Annotated in this window: 16 protein-coding genes; 8 read left to right on the top strand and 8 right to left on the bottom strand. The window is 70.8% G+C overall.

The features are described from left to right. Positions 1-39: 39 nt before the first annotated feature. Both ACUN0C_RS18465 and ACUN0C_RS18470 read left to right on the top strand, forming a co-directional pair. Positions 40-675 carry a LolA family protein gene (locus tag ACUN0C_RS18465; RefSeq protein WP_445467877.1) on the top strand — a complete coding sequence of 212 codons (636 nt, stop codon included), beginning with the start codon at positions 40-42 and terminating at the stop codon, positions 673-675. 117 nt (positions 676-792) lie between these two features. Then, positions 793-1,590 (top strand): exodeoxyribonuclease III, encoded by a 798-nt coding sequence (locus ACUN0C_RS18470; RefSeq protein WP_445467878.1) that lies wholly within the window; start codon positions 793-795, stop codon positions 1,588-1,590. A gap of 3 nt (positions 1,591-1,593) precedes the next feature. Here the strand turns inward: ACUN0C_RS18470 and ACUN0C_RS18475 are convergent, their stop codons facing one another. Beyond that, positions 1,594-2,055: a cyclic nucleotide-binding domain-containing protein gene (locus tag ACUN0C_RS18475; protein ID WP_445467879.1), complete on the bottom strand. Its 462-nt coding sequence runs from the start codon at positions 2,053-2,055 to the stop codon at positions 1,594-1,596. Between the two features lie 10 nt (positions 2,056-2,065). Next, the gene (locus ACUN0C_RS18480) at positions 2,066-2,749 is read right to left on the bottom strand and encodes a response regulator transcription factor (RefSeq protein WP_445467880.1); all 684 of its coding nucleotides are present in this window, start codon (positions 2,747-2,749) and stop codon (positions 2,066-2,068) included. A gap of 90 nt (positions 2,750-2,839) precedes the next feature. Here ACUN0C_RS18480 and ACUN0C_RS18485 point away from each other — a divergent pair, with 90 nt between their 5' ends. After that, entirely contained in the window at positions 2,840-3,415 is a 576-nt protein-coding gene (locus ACUN0C_RS18485; protein WP_445467881.1) for a L,D-transpeptidase family protein, read from the top strand. Here ACUN0C_RS18485 and ACUN0C_RS18490 read toward each other — a convergent pair. Then, on the bottom strand, positions 3,412-4,074 hold the full coding sequence (locus tag ACUN0C_RS18490) for a YggS family pyridoxal phosphate-dependent enzyme (protein ID WP_445467882.1): 663 nt from the start codon (positions 4,072-4,074) through the stop codon (positions 3,412-3,414). The genes ACUN0C_RS18485 and ACUN0C_RS18490 overlap by 4 nt on opposite strands. Positions 4,075-4,165: 91 nt before the next feature. Between ACUN0C_RS18490 and leuS the strand changes: the two genes are divergently transcribed. The 4 genes from leuS to ACUN0C_RS18510 all read left to right on the top strand — a co-directional run bounded on the left by leuS (position 4,166) and on the right by ACUN0C_RS18510 (position 8,770). Beyond that, complete coding sequence (gene leuS / locus ACUN0C_RS18495) at positions 4,166-6,772, top strand: leucine--tRNA ligase (protein ID WP_445467883.1); 2,607 nt, start codon at positions 4,166-4,168, stop codon at positions 6,770-6,772. Further along, the gene (gene lptE, locus ACUN0C_RS18500) at positions 6,759-7,262 is read left to right on the top strand and encodes an LPS assembly lipoprotein LptE (RefSeq protein ID WP_445467884.1); all 504 of its coding nucleotides are present in this window, start codon (positions 6,759-6,761) and stop codon (positions 7,260-7,262) included. The genes leuS and lptE overlap by 14 nt, the downstream gene beginning before the upstream one ends. 1 nt (position 7,263) lies before the next feature. Continuing rightward, positions 7,264-8,304, top strand: coding sequence for a DNA polymerase III subunit delta (gene holA, locus ACUN0C_RS18505; RefSeq protein WP_445467885.1), 1,041 nt, complete (start codon positions 7,264-7,266; stop codon positions 8,302-8,304). A gap of 145 nt (positions 8,305-8,449) precedes the next feature. Then, positions 8,450-8,770: a DUF1236 domain-containing protein gene (locus ACUN0C_RS18510; RefSeq protein WP_445467886.1), complete on the top strand. Its 321-nt coding sequence runs from the start codon at positions 8,450-8,452 to the stop codon at positions 8,768-8,770. A gap of 61 nt (positions 8,771-8,831) precedes the next feature. Here the strand turns inward: ACUN0C_RS18510 and ACUN0C_RS18515 are convergent, their stop codons facing one another. The 5 genes from ACUN0C_RS18515 to mnmE form a co-directional block, all read right to left on the bottom strand. Further along, a complete protein-coding gene (locus ACUN0C_RS18515; protein WP_445467887.1) occupies positions 8,832-9,719 on the bottom strand; it encodes a ParB/RepB/Spo0J family partition protein in 888 nt (295 codons plus the stop codon). Between the two features lie 26 nt (positions 9,720-9,745). After that, positions 9,746-10,570, bottom strand: a complete 825-nt coding sequence (locus ACUN0C_RS18520; RefSeq protein WP_445467888.1) for a ParA family protein — start codon at positions 10,568-10,570, stop codon at positions 9,746-9,748. Beyond that, a complete protein-coding gene (gene rsmG, locus ACUN0C_RS18525; RefSeq protein WP_445467889.1) occupies positions 10,567-11,214 on the bottom strand; it encodes a 16S rRNA (guanine(527)-N(7))-methyltransferase RsmG in 648 nt (215 codons plus the stop codon). The genes ACUN0C_RS18520 and rsmG overlap by 4 nt, the downstream gene beginning before the upstream one ends. Then, on the bottom strand, positions 11,211-13,079 hold the full coding sequence (gene mnmG / locus ACUN0C_RS18530) for a tRNA uridine-5-carboxymethylaminomethyl(34) synthesis enzyme MnmG (protein ID WP_445467893.1): 1,869 nt from the start codon (positions 13,077-13,079) through the stop codon (positions 11,211-11,213). The genes rsmG and mnmG overlap by 4 nt, the downstream gene beginning before the upstream one ends. 68 nt (positions 13,080-13,147) lie before the next feature. Next, positions 13,148-14,452 carry a tRNA uridine-5-carboxymethylaminomethyl(34) synthesis GTPase MnmE gene (gene mnmE, locus ACUN0C_RS18535; RefSeq protein ID WP_445467890.1) on the bottom strand — a complete coding sequence of 435 codons (1,305 nt, stop codon included), beginning with the start codon at positions 14,450-14,452 and terminating at the stop codon, positions 13,148-13,150. A gap of 33 nt (positions 14,453-14,485) precedes the next feature. On the opposite strand from mnmE, the gene ACUN0C_RS18540 reads away from it, so the two are divergent. Further along, the coding region (locus ACUN0C_RS18540; RefSeq protein ID WP_445467891.1) for a thioredoxin domain-containing protein at positions 14,486-16,506 on the top strand (2,021 nt) is incomplete at its 3' end.

Genomic DNA, 16,506 nt, shown 5'->3' on the forward strand with positions numbered 1-16,506 from the left:
GGTTCCTACCTCGGAAGGACAGAGGAGACGGATGACGCGATGACCCTTCTGAGCACCACGCGAAAGCTCGCGCTCGCAGCCGCGCTCGCCCTGGTTCCGGCCGCGGCTTTGGCGCTCGGCGCAACGGAGAGCCAGGCGCTGAAGGCGGTTTCGGCCAAGTTCCAGACCGTCAGCAGCATGAGCGGCGACTTCGTGCAGTTCGGCCCGAGCGGCGACAAGACCGAAGGCCGGTTCTTCATGGCCCGGCCCGGCAAGATCAACTTCACCTACTCGGCCCCGGCCACGATCAGCGTCGTGTCCGACGGAAATTCGGTGCTCGTCCACGACAAGAAGCTGCAGACCTACGACATCTGGCCGCTTTCGAAGACGCCGCTCAAGTACCTGCTCCAGCAGAAGCTCGACCTGTCGACCTTCGACAAGGTGAGCGACGTGACGCTCGAGGCCGACCTCGTGAGCGTCACCATCGTCGACGATTCGCGCTTCGGCGGCGGCAAGCTGACGCTCATCTTCGACCGCGCGACCAACGAGCTTCGGCAATGGTCGGTGATTGACGACCAGGGGCTGCAGACCTCGGTCTCGATCTACAACGTGGAGACCGGCAAGCGGCTCGCCGGCGACCTCTTCAAGATCAATTACAGCGCCGCCACGAACGCAGCGCGCGAGCGCTCGCGCTAGCCGCTTCGGCCCCGTCGCGTCGGGTCGGGGCGCCCGGGCCGGCTCCGGGCGCCGCCTGCCTGTGGACGCCGGCGGCGCGGGCTCGACTTTCCCGCCGCGCCGGCCGAAAAGCCTCCGATGCCGCTCACCGTCGCCACCTGGAACATCAACTCCGTGCGCCTGCGGATCGACCTCGTCCGCAAGCTGCTCGCCGAGCGCCGCCCCGACGTCATCTGCCTGCAGGAGACGAAGTGCGCGGACGGCAGCTTCCCGACCGCGGCCTTCACCGAGGCGGGCTACCATCACGCCGCCATCCACGGCCAAAAGGGCTATCACGGCGTGGCGATCCTCTCCCGCCTGCCGCTCGCCGACATCGACAAGCGCATGTTCTGCGGGCGCGACGACGCGCGCCACGTCGCGGCGCGCGTCGACTATCGCGGCCGGCCGGTCACCATCCACAATTTCTACGTCCCGGCCGGCGGCGACGAGCCCGACCCGGACGCGAACTGGAAGTTCGCCCACAAGCTCTCCTTCGTGGAGGAGATGCTCGGCTGCACGGCCGAGCTCGCGACGCCGGACACGATCGTCGTCGGCGACCTCAACATCGCCCCGCTCGAGACCGACGTCTGGTCGCACAGGCAGCTCCTGAAGGTGGTGAGCCACACGCCGGTGGAGACCGAGGGGCTCATCCGCCTGCAGCAGGCCGGGCGATGGGTGGACGTGATGCGGCAGTTCGTGCCGCCCGAGGAGAAGCTCTTCACCTGGTGGAGCTACCGCTCGCCCGACTGGACGCGGAACGACCGCGGCCGCCGGCTCGACCATGTCTGGGCGACCGGCGACCTCGCGAGGGACGCGGTGGCGATGGAGGTCCTGAAGGAGGCGCGCGCCTGGGACCGGCCGTCCGACCACGTGCCGGTCATCGCCACGTTCGAGTAGCGCTCAGGCCTCGATCCGGCCGAGGCGGTCGCTGATCCGCTTGAATTCGGCGGTGGCCGCGAGCATGCGCCGGGCGATGCGCGTCCTGATGATCTGCGCGAACTCCGGATACTCGTCGAGGAGCCGCGCCATGGTCTGGCGCCTGATCTCGACGACCTGCGCCTCGTCGGTCGCGACCACCGTCTCGTGCGCCCGGGCCGGCACCAGGAGGGCCATCTCGCCGACCAGCGTACCCGGCTTCAGCGGCCGCGCCAGCATGGCCTCGCCGCTCCCGCGCCGGCCCTCCATGTTGCCGGACGCGACCAGGTAGGCGGCCTTGAGCGGCCCGGCCTCCTCGCACAGCACCTCGCCCGGCGGCAGGACGAGCGTCTCCGCGGAGAACGCGACGAGGCGCAGCTGGTCCTCGGCGAAGCCTTCGAAGAAGGGCGCCTTCCGGAGAAGGTCGATGATGGACCGGAGCGACAATCGCGTTTCCCTATTGCACGAGCTTGTAGCCGCCCGATTCGGTGACGAGGATCTCGGCGTTCGACGGGTCGCGCTCGATCTTCTGCCGAAGCCGGTAGATATGCGTCTCGAGCGTGTGCGTCGTCACGCCGGAATTGTAGCCCCAGACTTCCGAGAGAAGCACGTCCCGCGTGATGATCCGCTCGCCGGCACGGTACAGGTATTTCAGGATCGCCGTCTCCTTTTCGGTGAGACGGACCTTGCCGCCCTTCTGGTCGAGCAGGAGCTTGGCTGCGGGCCGGAACGTGTAGGGGCCGATCGCGAAGGTCGCATCCTCGCTCTGCTCGTGCTGGCGCAGATGCGCCCGGATGCGGGCGAGCAGGACGGCGAAGCGGAAGGGCTTCACGACATAGTCGTTGGCCCCCGATTCCAGCCCGAGGATCGCGTCGGAATCGGTGTCGTGCCCGGTCAGCATGATGACCGGCGCGCGCACGCCGGCCTTGCGCAGGAGCTTCACCGCCTCGCGCCCGTCCATGTCGGGCAGGCCGACATCCATGATGATAAGGTCGACGTGGCCCTCGCGTGCGGCCTTGATGCCGGCGGCGGCGGTGTCCGCGCGGGACAGTTCGAACTCGTCGTAAAGCGCGAGCTGCTCGATGAGCGCCTCGCTCAGATCGTTGTCGTCGTCGACGATCAGGATCTTGCGTGAGGTCATGCCGGCCTCGTTCGTTCCGGTTGCAGGGTATGCGATGAGAACACCGTTCGGCCAGCCATTCGCACGCGATTCGGGTGAACGGGATTGATCATGAGACGGCGCATTAGACGCAGCAGGTCCGGCAAGCCAAGCCTCGTCCGCATCTTCCCGCGGCCGGGCAGGCCTTCTCAAGGGATCTTGAACGTCGGTGATCGCGCGGTGCCTTGCGCGCTCGGCCGCAGCGGCGTGACGCACCTGAAGCGCGAGGGGGACGGGGCCACGCCGGCCGGGCGTCACCGCCTGCTCGCGGTGATGGTGCGGTCAGACCGCATCGCAGGCCCGGCGACCCGCGTGCCGCTCGGGCGCATCCGGCGCGACGGCGGCTGGTGCGACGAACCCCGGAGCGGACGCTACAATTGCCCGGTCCACCGCCCGTATCCCGCCTCGCACGAGGCGCTGTGGCGCGACGACCACCTCTACGACCTCGTCGGGGTCCTCGACTGGAACATCCGGCCGCGGGCGAGCCGTGCCGGCAGCGCCATCTTCGTCCATCTCTGCCGGGCCGGCTTCGCGCCGACCGAGGGGTGCGTGGCGCTGCGCCGGGGCGATCTCCTGCGGCTGCTCTCGGCCATCGGCCGCAATCCGGAGTTCGCGATCGCGGCCTCGCCGCGCCGCATCCGCCGCTAGCCGCGCGCGCCGAACAGCGCGCTGCCGATCCGGACGTGCGTCGCGCCGAAGGCGATCGCCGTCTCGAAATCGCCGCTCATGCCCATCGACAGCGCCCCCGTGCCGGCCTCCTCGCCGATCTTGCGCAGCAGCGCGAAATGCGGGCCCGGCGCGTCTTCCAAGGGCGGGATGCACATCAGGCCGGCCACGGTGAGGCCGTGGACGTCGCGGCAGCGGCGCACGAAGGCGACCGCCTCGCGCGGCGGCACGCCCGCCTTCTGCGGCTCCTCGCCGGTGTTCACCTGCACGAACAGGTCGGGGCAGCGGGTGCCGGCGGCGACCTCCTTCGCGATCGCCGCGGCCAGGCGCTCCCGGTCGAGCGAATGGACCGCATGGAAGAGGGCGAGCGCGTCCCGAACCTTGTTGGTCTGCAGCGGCCCGATGAGATGGAGCCGCAGCTCGGTGTGGCGGGCGAGGAGGATCGGCCATTTGCCGGCCGCCTCCTGCACGCGGTTCTCCCCGAACACGGCCTGGCCGGCGTCGATCAGCGGCATGACGGCTTCGGGAGGGAAGGTCTTGGAGACGGCGACGAGGGTGATGGAGGCCGGGTCCCGGTTCGCCTGGAGCGCTGCCGCCGCGATGCGGCCGCGGATCTCCGCCAGTCTCTCGGCTGCGCTCATGCCAACTCCGTCCGCCGCAGCGCCGGCCCGCGGTTGACCGGTCTGGTCAATTCTGCTGAAGCTCGGCCCCCGTCCGACGAAACGGATAGCAATGTCTTCCGAACGCTACAATCCGCGCGCTGCCGAGGCGCACTGGCAGGCCGCATGGGCCGAGAAGGCCCTCTTCGAGTGCCGCAACGACGACGCGCGCCCGAAATACTATGTGCTCGAGATGTTCCCGTACCCGTCCGGCCGGATCCACATGGGCCACGTGCGGAACTACGCGATGGGCGACGTCATCGCGCGCTACAAGCGGGCACGCGGCTTCAACGTGCTGCATCCGATGGGATGGGACGCCTTCGGCATGCCGGCCGAGAACGCCGCCATGCAGAACAGGGTGCACCCGAAAGGCTGGACCTACGACAACATCGCGGTGATGCGCGGCCAGCTGCAGTCGATGGGCCTGTCGCTCGACTGGTCGCGCGAGTTCGCCACCTGCGACGTCGAGTATTACGCGCAGCAGCAGCGGCTCTTCCTGGACTTCATGGATGTCGGCCTCGTCAGCCGGAAGACCTCCAAGGTGAACTGGGACCCGGTCGACCAGACGGTGCTCGCGAACGAGCAGGTGATCGACGGGCGCGGCTGGCGGTCGGGGGCGCCGGTGGAGCAGCGCGAGCTCACGCAGTGGTTCCTGAACATCACGGAATTCTCCGCCGACCTGCTCGACGCGCTCGACGGCCTCGACCGCTGGCCTGACAAGGTCCGCCTCATGCAGCGGAACTGGATCGGCCGCTCGGAGGGCTTGCGGATCCTGTTCGAGATCGCGGACGGCGCAGAGGAGGCGGGCCCGTGGCTCGAGGTCTTCACGACCCGGCCGGACACGCTGTTCGGCGCGTCCTTCATGGCGGTGTCGGCCGACCACCCGGTCGCGCGCGCGTGCGCGCGCCGCGATCCCGCGCTCGCCGCCTTCGTCGAGGAGTGCCGCCGGATGGGCACCACGGCCGAGGCGATCGAAACGGCCGAGAAGCGCGGCTACGACACCGGCATCCGCGTGCGGCATCCTTTCCTGCCCGACCGGCTGCTTCCGGTCTACGTCGCGAATTTCGTGCTGATGGAGTACGGCACCGGCGCCATCTTCGGCTGCCCGGCCCACGACCAGCGCGACCTCGACTTCGCCAACGCCTACGGCCTGCCGGTTCGCCCGGTCGTGCTGCCCGCGGGGGCGGACGCGGCGAGCTTCGAGGTCCGGGACGAAGCCTATACGGGCGACGGCCTGATCTTCCGCTCCGACTTCCTCGACGGGATGACGGTCGAGGAAGCCAAGGAGGAGGTGGCGAAGCGGCTCGAGGGGCGCCTGGTCGACGGCAGGCCGCAGGCTGTGCGTGAGGTCAACTACCGGCTCCGCGACTGGGGCATCTCGCGGCAGCGCTACTGGGGCTGCCCGATCCCCGTGATCCACTGCCCGCAATGCGGAGCCGTGCCGGTGCCGCGCGCCGATCTGCCCGTCGAGCTGCCCGAGGACGTGGCGTTCGACCGCCCCGGCAATCCGCTCGACCGCCACCCGACGTGGAAGCACACGCCCTGCCCGAAGTGCGGGGCGGCGGCGGTGCGCGAGACGGACACCATGGACACCTTCGTGGACTCGTCCTGGTACTTCGCGCGCTTCACCGCGCCGGACGCGGCTTCGCCGACGGAGCGCGCCACCGCCGACCGCTGGCTCCCGGTCGACCAGTATATCGGCGGGGTGGAGCACGCCATTCTCCACCTCCTCTATTCGCGCTTCTTCACGCGCGCGATGCGGCGCGCCGGCCATGTCGGGATGGACGAGCCGTTCGCCGGACTGTTCACGCAGGGGATGGTCGTCCACGAGACCTACCGGTCGGCGGACGGGCGCTGGCTCGGGCCGATCGAGATCCGCATCGAGGGCGAGGGTCCGGACCGCCGCGCCTTCGATGCGGAGACTGGCGAGCCGGTCGTCATCGGGCCAATTGAGAAGATGTCGAAGTCGAAGCGGAACACCGTCGACCCGAGCGACATCATTGCCACCTACGGCGCCGACACCGCGCGCTGGTTCATGCTGTCGGACTCGCCGCCGGATCGCGACGTGATCTGGACGGAGGCGGGCGTGGAGGGCGCGCACCGCTTCGTGCAGCGGCTGTGGCGGATGACGACCCGCATGGCGCCGGAGCTGCCTGCGCCCGGAACGCCGCGCCCGGCCGGCTTCTCGGACGAGGCCCTGGAGATCCGGCGCGCCACGCACAAGGCGCTCCGCGACGTGACGCAGGACATCGAGCGGCTGCGCTTCAACCGCGCCGTCGCGCAGCTCTACGAACTCGCCAACGCACTCGGCGCGGCCCAGCCGACAGCGCCGGACAAGGCCTGGGCTTTGCGCGAGGGCTTCGAGCTGCTCGCACAGATGATCGCGCCGATGATGCCGCATCTAGCGGAAGGGCTCTGGAACGCGCTCGGCCACGACAGCCTGGTGGCGGAGACGCCCTGGCCGGAACTCGACGCCGACATCCTGGTCGAGGATACGATCCTCCTTCCCGTGCAGGTGAACGGCAAGAAGCGCGGGGAGGTGAACGTGCCGGCGGCAGCCTCGCAAGGCGAGATCGAGGCCGCGGCGCTGGCGCTCGAGCCCGTGCAGCGTATTCTCGAAGGCCGGTCGCCGCGCAAGGTGATCATCGTGCCGAACAGGATCGTCAATGTCGTGGCTTAGGTTGATCTGCTTCATTGGGGTCGCGCTGGCCGTCTCTGCCTGCCAGGTGCGCCCGCTCTACGCCCCGACGCCCGACGGCGTCGGGGCGCTGCAGGCGCTGCCCGCGATCGAGGTCGACGGGCCATCGAGCCGGCCGGAGCAGGTGTTCCGCAACGCGCTCCTCTTCGCCATGCGCGGCGGCGGGGCGGCCGCGCCCGCGCGCTACCGGCTGAACTTCCGCATGACGCTCGCTGAGCAGGAGCTCGGCATCGAACCGATCACCGGCACGCCGGCCTCCTACCAGGTGAGGGGCAGCGTCTCCGTCGTGCTGAGGGATGCGGCGAGCGACCAGGTGCTGCTGCAGGATACCGTGGCGGGGGTCGCGTCCTACAACCGCTCGACGCAGAACTTCGCCAACATCCGGGCCCGCCGCGACGCCGAGGACAGGATTGCGGAATCGCTCGCGCAGCTCGTCCACGTGAGGCTCGCCTCGCTCTTCGCCGAGCGGTGAGATGGTCGCCGTCCCGGCGAACCGCGTCGAGCAGTTCCTCGCCGATCCGCCGGCCGGTGTTCGGATGGTCCTCGTCTACGGCGCCGATGCCGGGGCGGTGACGGAACGGGCGCGGCGGCTCGAGGCGGTCGCGCAGGCGCGCGGCGCCGACGCGGCCCTCCGCCTCGGTTCGGACGAGATCGGGGCGGACCCCGGCCGGCTCGCCGACGAGGCTTATGCCGCGAGCCTCTTCGGCGGCACGCCGCTCGTCAGCCTGCGCGTCCTCGACGGCCGCCACAACGTGGCGGCGGCGCTCGAGCCCCTCCTCTCGCGGCCCCCGCAGGAGGGGTTCGTCATCGTGGAGGCCGGCGACCTCAAGACCGACAGCGCGCTGCGCAAGAGCTTCGAGCAGTCGGCGCATGCGGCGGCCATCCCCTGCCGCGAGGCGGAGCCGGCGGACATTGCGGCGCTCATCCACCAGCTCGCGTCCGAAACCCACGTCATCATCGACCCGGCCGCCCTCGACGACCTCGTCGCACTGCTCGGCACCGACCGCATGGCCGCGCGCGGCGAGATCGAGAAGCTGGTGCTCCATGCCGGCCCCGGCGGCCGCGTCACGCCCGATGACGTCGAGGCGCTTGTCGGCGACAGCGGCGCGCTGCGCGCCGACCGGATCGTTGACGCGGCGCTTTCCGGGGCGGCCGAGATCGTGGAGACCGATCTCAACCGGCTGCGTGCGGAGGGGCAATCCGCCGCCTCGGTCGCCGCACAGGCGCTCCGCCATCTCATCATGCTGCAGCAGCTCCGCGCCGAGGTGGAAGCCGGCCGGCCGGCCTCCGCCGTGGTCGAGCGGGCGCGACCGCCGATCTTCTTCAAGCGGAAAGCCGCGGTCGAGGCGGTGCTCAGGCGCTGGCCGGCGGGCGAGATCGCGCGCGCCCGCTCGATCATGGCCGAGGCGGTGCTCGCCACAAGGAGGCTGCCGCCGCTGGAGTTCCCGCTCGTGTCCGACGCGCTCCAGCGGGTTGCCGCCGCGGCCCGGAGGCTGGCGCAGCAGGGGCGCTGACGGGCACGGCCGGAGCGGGAGGCCTTTCACCTAAAGTTGTGCGTTTACAATGCGTTAGCCGATACTTCCAGGCCGTTCGGCAGGAACGATCTGGGTGCGCCGGCGTTCTTCGGCGCGAGGGAGCGAACAGCAAGGAGAGATCCTGATGAAGCGCACCGTTCTCGCACTTGCCGCCTTCGGCTTCGCCGCGTCGGCCGCTTTCGCGCAGGCCACCATCACGATCAGCCCGGAGGTGGAAACCGAGTTCCGCACCTACGTGACGGAACAGAAGGTCGAGCCGGTGACGGTGGAGACCGACATCACCGTGGGGGCCGAGCTTCCGGACACGGTGGTGTTCCAGCCGGTGCCGGACGTGATCGTGGACAAGTCGCCCGAGTTCAAGGGCTACCGCTACGCCTATGTCGGCGAGAGGATCGTCATCGTGGAGCCGTCGAGCACCAAGGTCGTCGCGGTCGTGGGCGGCTGATGTCCCGTCGCGGTGAAGGCCCAGGCCTTCGCCGCTTCCCGCAACGGCTCCGGGGCGCGGCTCAGGCGCCCTGGAGCTTGCGGCAGAGCGCGTCGAGCTGCTCGAGCGAGGCGTAGGATATCCGGAGCTCGCCGCCGCCGTCCGGGCGATGCCTGAGGTCGACGCCGAGGCCGAGCCGGTCGGCGAGCTCGCGCTCGAGCGCCAGGGTGTCGGCATGCTTGGCCGGGCCTTCCCGCCGCGGCGACGGGGCGCCGGCGGCCGCCTTCTGCGCCAGCCGCTCCACCTCCCGCACGGACAGGCCCTTCTCCGCGGCGAGCCTGGCCAGCCGCTCCGGGTTGTCGGCGGTGACGAGGGCGCGGCCGTGGCCGGCGCTGAGCTCCCCGTCCGTGAGGCGCTTCAGGACGGCCGGCGGCAGCTTCAGCAGGCGCAGCGTGTTGGTGACGTGCACGCGGCTCTTGCCGATCGTGCTGCCGAGGTCGGCCTGCGTGTAGCCGAACTCGTCGATCAGCGCCTGGTAGCCGAGCGCCTCCTCGACGGGATTGAGGTCGGCGCGCTGGACGTTCTCGACGATGGCAAGCTCCAGCGCCTGCCGGTCCGAGACGTCGAGGACGATGATCGGCACGTCGTGCAGGCCGGCGAGCTGGGCGGCGCGCCAGCGCCGTTCGCCGGCGATAATCTCGTAGCTCTCCGCGTCGTCCTTGCGCCGCCGCACGACGATCGGCTGGACGATGCCGTGGGCGCGGATGGAGGCGGCGAGGTCCTCCAGATCGGCTTCGGGGAAGTCGCGGCGCGGGTTGCGCGGATTGCGGTGGATGAGGGCGAGCGGCACCGTCTGCGACGTGCCCGGCGCCTCGCCGTGGCCCGGGCGCTCGTGGAGGGCGGCGTAATCGCCAAGCAGCGCGTCGAGCCCGCGCCCGAGCCGCCGCTTCGGTTCCATCGCCATGACCATGTCCTGCCTGCCTCGTTTACGGTCGCTCACGCCGCGCGCAGCATGCGTTCGCGCTGGATGATCTCGCTCGCCAGCTTCAGGTACGCCTGGCTGCCGGCACATCGGAGGTCGTAGAGGATCGCCGGCTTGCCGTGCGACGGCGCCTCGGAAATCCGCACGTTGCGCGGGATGACGGTCTTGTAGACCTTGTCGCCCATATGGGCCCGGACGTCGTCCACCACCTGGCCGGAGAGCTTGTTCCGGCCGTCGAACATGGTGAGCACGATGCCGTGGATGGTGAGATCCGGGTTGAGGCCGGCGCGGACGCGCTCGACGGTGCCGAGGATCTGGCTGAGGCCCTCGAGCGCGAAGAACTCGCACTGCAGCGGCACGAGCACCGCGTGGCTCGCCGCCATCGCATTCACGGTGAGGAGGTTCAGCGAGGGCGGGCAGTCGACCAGGATGTAGGTGAACGCCGGGCCTGCGCCGTCCTGCGGCAGTTCCGAGACGGCGCTCCGCAGGCGATAGGCGCGGTCGCGCATGCCGGCGATCTCGAGCTCGACGCCGAGCAGGTCGAGCGTGGAGGGCGCCAGATAGAGCCTGGGGACGGCGGTCTGGCGCGCGGCCGAGGCGAGCGGCATGTCGCGCATCAAGACGTCGTAGGTCGACACCTCGCGGCCGTCGCGCTCGATGCCCAGCCCGGTCGAGGCGTTGCCCTGCGGATCGAGGTCGACGATCAGCACCGTCTCGCCGATCGCCGCGAGCGCGGTGCCGAGATTGATCGCTGTAGTCGTCTTGCCGACGCCGCCCTTCTGGTTGGCGATCGCGAGCACGCGGGGCCGATCCGCAATCCGGCTGATCTGAAGCGTCATGCGTCGGTCCTCGGTCTGAGACGGCGCACGGCGACGATCCGGCCCGCGGGATCGGTCCGGCTCGGCGTGACGTCCAGCGCGTAGCTCCAGTGCCGGGACGCCTCCCGCTCCTCGTGATCGAACTCCTGGCCCTTAAGCATCAGGAGCACGCCCTGCTCGGAGAGATACGGGAAGGCGAGGCCGGCGAGCTCGGCGAACGGCGCGAGCGCGCGGGCCGAGACCACGTCGGCCTGCCCCGCCATCCTGGCGGAATGCGTCTCGATCCGTTCCGAAGCGACCTCGGCATGGGCTCCCGTCTCGCGGATGGCGGCTCGCAGAAAGGCCGATTTCTTCTGATTCGCTTCGACAAGTGTAAACCAATGGTCCGGCTGCTCGGCAAGGACGATGGCCACCACCAGTCCGGGAAAGCCTCCGCCGCTGCCGATGTCCACCCATTGCCGGAAAGGGGGCGCGAGCGGGACGAGCTGCACGCTGTCGGCGATGTGGCGGCTCCACAGCTCGTCGAGGCTCGACCGCGAGACGAGGTTGTGCGTGGCCTGCCAGCGCCTCAGAAGCGCTGCGAAGCGGACAAGCCGCGCTTTCGCAGCGGCGTCGACGAAATCGAAAGGCGCGAGCGCCGCCTCGGCTTCGGCCTCCTCGCTCATGCGCTCCGCCGCAGCCCCGGTTCCTTCCTCGCGAATGCCAGGAGCCTGGTCAGCGCGGCGGGCGTGACGCCCTCGACGCGGGCCGCCTGCCCGATGGTGGCAGGGCGCGCCGATGCGAGCTTCTGCCGGACCTCGGCCGACAGGCCGCCGATCCCCGCATAGTCGAGGTCGGGCGGAAGGACCAGGGCGTCGTCGCGGCGCAGCGCCTCGATGTCGGCCTGCTGCCGGTCGAGATAGACGGCGTACTTGGCGTCGATCTCGATCTGCGCCACCACCGGAGTGGCGATCGCGGCGAGCTCCGGCCAGATCCGCGCCAGCGCGGCGATGCCGACGTCGGGCAGGGCCAGAAGCTCGAAGCCGTCGCGCCGGCGGCCGTCGCGGTTCACGGCGAGGCCGTGCCGGCTGGCCTCCTGCGGGGTGAGGGACCGGTCGCGAAGGAGGGCGGTCGCCCGCTCCAGTGCGGCCGTCTTCCCTTCGAACCGGCGGGCGCGTTCGGCCCCGACGCAGCCGGCGGCGAGGCCGACCGGCGTGAGACGCTGGTCGGCATTGTCGGCGCGCAGCGAGAGCCGGTACTCGGCGCGCGAAGTGAACATCCGGTAGGGCTCGGTGACGCCGCGCGTGACGAGATCGTCGATCATGACGCCGAGATAGCCGTCGGCGCGGCCGATCACGACGGGCCCGGCGCCGCCGGCGCGACGCGCGGCGTTCAGGCCCGCCACCAGGCCCTGCGCCGCCGCCTCCTCGTAGCCGGTCGTGCCGTTGATCTGGCCGGCGAGGTAGAGGCCCGGCAGCTTCGGGCAGGCGAGTGTCGGGTCGAGTTCGCGCGGATCGACGTGATCGTACTCGATGGCATAGCCGGGCCGGAGAATCTCGACGCGCTCGAGCCCCGGCATGCTGCGAACGATCGCGTGCTGGACGTCCTCCGGCAGCGAGGTCGAGATCCCGTTCGGATACACGGTGTGGTCGTCGAGACCCTCGGGCTCCAGGAAGACCTGGTGGGAATCGCGGTCGGAGAAGCGGACGACCTTGTCCTCGATCGACGGGCAGTAGCGCGGGCCGCGGCTCTCGATGCGGCCGGAATACATGGCCGAGCGGCCGAGATTGGCGCGGATCGTCTCGTGGACCGCGGGCGTGGTGCGCGTGATGTGGCAGTCGACCTGCGGCGTCTCGATGCGCTCCGTCATCGCGGAGAACGGTTCCGGCGGGTCGTCGCCGGGCTGCCGGTCGAGCGCCGCCCAGTCGATGGTCCGGCCGTCGAGCCGCGGCGGCGTTCCGGTCTTGAGCCGGCCGAGGCGCAGCCCGATGCGCGCGAGCGTGGCGGAGAGGCCCGTCGACGGCGCCTCGCCGTAGCGCCCCGCGGGCCAGCTCCGGTCGCCGAGATGGATGAGGCCGCGCAGGAACGTGCCGGTGGTGAGGACGACGGCGCCGGCATCGATCCGCCGGCCGTCCGCGAGGCGCACGCCGGCGACGCGGCCCTCCTCGACGATCAGGTCGGCGGCATCGCCCTCCACCACGCGCAACTTCGGGCAGCCGGCGATCTCGGCCTGCATCGCGGCACGGTATAGCTTCCGGTCGGCCTGGGCGCGCGGACCCCTCACCGCCGGCCCCTTTCGCCTGTTGAGGACGCGGAACTGGATCCCCGCCCGGTCCGCCACGCGCGCCATCAGCCCGTCCAGCGCATCGACCTCCCGCACGAGATGGCCCTTGCCGAGCCCGCCGATCGCGGGGTTGCACGACATCTCGCCGATCGTGGCGAAGGCGTGCGTCAGGAGGACCGTCTCGGCACCATAGCGCGCGGCTGCCGCTGCCGCCTCGCAGCCGGCGTGCCCGCCGCCGATCACCACCACGTCCGCCTTCACCCGGATCACCCGCTCATCTGTTGTTTCACGTGGAACATTCCCGTCCGCCGCCCGGGCGAGGTTCCACGTGAAACCTACTTGCCGATGCAGAACTCGCCGAAGAGATGATCGAGGACGTCCTCGATGTCCACCCGTCCGGTCAACCGCCCGATGACGTCGGTCGCCTGCCGGAGCCGGTCGGCGGTCACCTCGTCGGGCTCGCCGGCGCGAAGATCGAGAGCCTGGACGAGGTCGGAGAGCGCCCGCTTCTGCCGCTCCCGCGCGGCCACCGCGCCGGCGCCCGCCCCGCCGAGCGCTTCTGCGATCTCGCGCTGCAGCGCCTCGATCAGACCGGCCACCCCCTGGCCGGTCTGCGCGGATATCACGAAATCCGCACCGGCGCCGTCGTCCTGCGGGCGCAAGAGATCGGCCTTGGTCGCGACGCGCCAGAGATTGGGCGAATCGGGCGGCCGCAGGTCCGGTTTCGCACCGCCCGGTTCCGTCAGCCAAAGGACGAGGTCCGCCTGCTCGATGGTTCGCCGCGCACGCGCGACGCCCGCCTGCTCGGCGAGGCTCCCGGCGTCCCGCATTCCGGCCGTGTCGTAGACGAGCACCGGATAGCCGCCGAGATCGAGCGGCACCTCGAGCACGTCGCGGGTCGTTCCCGGCTCCGCCGTCACGATCGCCACGTCCCGGTGCGCCAACGCGTTGAGCAGCGTCGACTTACCGGCATTCGGCCGGCCGGCGAGCGCGACCCTGTAGCCGGACCTGATCCGTTCGGCCGCCGCGCTCCGCGCGAGGATGTCCGAGGCTTCGCGCCGAATCGCTTCGGCCGATTCCAGAACCGGTTGCGGCACGACCTCCCCGACCTCCGCCTCGTCGGAGAAATCGAGGCGCGCCTCGATTTCGGCGCGCGCGGCAATCAACATGGAGCGCCATGCCTCGGCGCGGGCCGCGAGGTGCGATCCCCGGACCGCCTGCCGCCGCTGCGCCTCGGTCTCCGCGGCAATGAGGTCGGCGAGCGCCTCCACCTCCACAAGGTCGAGGCGGCCATTGTCGAAGGCGCGGCGCGTGAACGCGCCGGGCGCGGCCATGCGCACGCCCGGCAGGCCGGCGAGCGCGTCAAGGATCGCGCGCACGACGGCCGTCCCGCCATGGCTCTGTAGCTCCAGGACGTCCTCGCCGGTGAAGGTCCCCGGCGCCGGCATGTAGATCGCGAGGCCGCGGTCGATCGTCTCGCCGGTCGCAGGGTGCCGGATCGTTCTGAGCGCGGCGGCCCGCGCCGGCGGCAGGCCGCCCAGCATCGCACCGGCGATCTCCCGCACGGCCGCCCCGGAGATCCGGACGACGGCGACGCCGGCAGGCGGGGGGCCGCTCGACAAGGCATAGATCGTTTCCATCTAACCCCTGGTCATCTCCCGCTACCGGCCGACATGAACCGTCTCTCCACCGCGACCAGCCCCTATCTCCTGCAGCACGCCGACAATCCCGTCGACTGGTGGCAATGGTCGCCGGAGGCATTCGCCGCGGCGCGGGAGCGCAAGGTGGCGGTCCACCTCTCGATCGGCTACGCGGCGTGCCACTGGTGCCACGTCATGGCCGCCGAGAGCTTCAGCGATCCCGAGACAGCCGCGCTTCTGAACCGCGCCTTCGTGAACATCAAGGTCGATCGCGAGGAACGGCCGGACGTCGACCAGATCTACATGCGGGCGCTGCAGTCGATGGGCCAGCAGGGCGGCTGGCCGCTCACCATGTTCCTCTCGCCCGAAGGCGAGCCGTTCTGGGGCGGCACCTACTTCCCGCCCGAGCCGCGCTGGGGCCGCCCGAGCTTCCGGCAGGTCGCCACATCGGTCTCGAAGGCCTGGGCCTCCGGCGATCCCTCCATCGCGCACAACCGCGCCGCGCTCGTCCGCCACCTCAACCGCGGCGCGCCAGGACAGGGCGCCGTCCCGCTCGACGCCGACCTGCTCGACCGCGCGGCGGCGACGATCCTCTCCATCTGGGACGGCGAGCGCGGCTCCTTCCGCGGCGCTCCGAAATTCCCGAACGCGCCCGTATTGGACCTCCTCTGGCGAGGGGCGATCCGCACCGGCCGGTCGGAAGCGCGGCAGGCGGTGCTCACGACGCTCCGCTACCTCTGCCAGGGCGGCATCTACGACCATGTCGGCGGCGGCCTGGCACGGTATTCCGTCGACGCCGACTGGCTCGTCCCCCATTTCGAGAAGATGCTCTACGACAACGGCCAGTTCCTCACCGGGCTTTCACTCGCCTTCGCCGCCGATCCAGACCCGCTGTTCCGTGCCCGGATCGAGGAGACGGTCGACTGGCTCGTGCGCGAGATGCGGCTCCCCGGCGGCGCGTTCGCGTCGAGCCTCGACGCCGATACCGAGCACGAGGAGGGGCTCACCTACGTCTGGACGGCCGAGGAGATCGACAGGGTCCTCGGCGCCGAGGACGCCGCGCTGTTCAAGGCGACCTACGGCGTCACGCGCCAGGGAAACTGGGAAGGCAAGGCCATCCTCAACCGGCTGGCGGACGAAAGCCGCGGGTGGCTCGGCGCGGAGCGCGAAAACCAGCTCCGGGCGATGCGGGCGAAGCTCCTCGCGGAACGCGACGCACGGCCCCAGCCCGGCCGCGACGACAAGGTCCTCGCCGACTGGAACGGCACGACCATCCAAGGCCTCGCGGCGGCGGCAACGGCGCTCGACCGACCCGAATATCTCGCGTTTGCCGAGGCCGCCTACCGCTTCGTCCGGGCCGACATGGCCCAGGCGGGGATGCTCGGGCATTCCTGGCGCAGCGGGACGCTGGTCCATCCCGGCATGGCGACGGACCACGCCCAGATGATCGCGGCCGCCCTCGCCCTCCTCGCCGCCCGCCACGACGCCGCCTTCCTTGCGGACGCGATCGGCTGGTTCGAGACGCTGGAGCGCCACTACCTGGATCCGGATAGGGGCACCTATTTCCTCACCGCGGACACGGCCGAGCCGCTCATCACCCGGCCGACCTCGGATGCCGACGAGGCGCTGCCTTCCGCGAACGGCGTCATGGCGCAGAACTGCGCGTTCCTCCACCTGCTGACCGGCGAGGACCGTTTCGCCCGGCGCGCCGAGGCGATCGTGCGCGATGCTGCCGGCCGGATTGCGGGCGACGTCGTCGCCACTGCGAGCATCCAGGCGGGGTTCGACACAATGTTCCGCGGCAGGCTCGTCGCGGTAACGGGAACCGGCCCGGGCGCCGGCGGGCTCCTGCGCGCGGCGCTCGCCGAAGGCGACCCGGCCGCATTCGTCATCCGCCTTCAGGCCGGCGGAGCGGCACTCCCGCCCGGCCTCGCGGGCAAGCCGCTCGCGGACGAGCCGGCCCTCTACGTCTGCACCGCACGGGCCTGCTCCGCGCCCGCGCACAGTGTCGCGGAAGCGGCAGCGCTCCTGGCGGAGACGCGCCGGACCGGCGC

The organism is Faunimonas sp. B44 (assembly GCF_052655945.1).

Excerpts from the sequence above, each read along its gene's own strand:
- rsmG (WP_445467889.1), bottom strand. The coding sequence starts at position 11,214 with ATGAGCGAGGAGGCCGAAGCCGAGGCGGCGCTCGCGCCTTTCGATTTC.
- ACUN0C_RS18465 (WP_445467877.1), top strand. The coding sequence starts at position 40 with ATGACCCTTCTGAGCACCACGCGAAAGCTCGCGCTCGCAGCCGCGCTC.
- ACUN0C_RS18510 (WP_445467886.1), top strand. The coding sequence starts at position 8,450 with ATGAAGCGCACCGTTCTCGCACTTGCCGCCTTCGGCTTCGCCGCGTCG.
- ACUN0C_RS18490 (WP_445467882.1), bottom strand. The coding sequence starts at position 4,074 with ATGAGCGCAGCCGAGAGACTGGCGGAGATCCGCGGCCGCATCGCGGCG.
- lptE (WP_445467884.1), top strand. The coding sequence starts at position 6,759 with ATGTCGTGGCTTAGGTTGATCTGCTTCATTGGGGTCGCGCTGGCCGTC.
- mnmE (WP_445467890.1), bottom strand. The coding sequence starts at position 14,452 with ATGGAAACGATCTATGCCTTGTCGAGCGGCCCCCCGCCTGCCGGCGTC.
- holA (WP_445467885.1), top strand. The coding sequence starts at position 7,264 with ATGGTCGCCGTCCCGGCGAACCGCGTCGAGCAGTTCCTCGCCGATCCG.
- ACUN0C_RS18470 (WP_445467878.1), top strand. The coding sequence starts at position 793 with ATGCCGCTCACCGTCGCCACCTGGAACATCAACTCCGTGCGCCTGCGG.
- ACUN0C_RS18485 (WP_445467881.1), top strand. The coding sequence starts at position 2,840 with ATGAGACGGCGCATTAGACGCAGCAGGTCCGGCAAGCCAAGCCTCGTC.
- ACUN0C_RS18480 (WP_445467880.1), bottom strand. The coding sequence starts at position 2,749 with ATGACCTCACGCAAGATCCTGATCGTCGACGACGACAACGATCTGAGC.
- leuS (WP_445467883.1), top strand. The coding sequence starts at position 4,166 with ATGTCTTCCGAACGCTACAATCCGCGCGCTGCCGAGGCGCACTGGCAG.
- ACUN0C_RS18520 (WP_445467888.1), bottom strand. The coding sequence starts at position 10,570 with ATGACGCTTCAGATCAGCCGGATTGCGGATCGGCCCCGCGTGCTCGCG.
- ACUN0C_RS18515 (WP_445467887.1), bottom strand. The coding sequence starts at position 9,719 with ATGGTCATGGCGATGGAACCGAAGCGGCGGCTCGGGCGCGGGCTCGAC.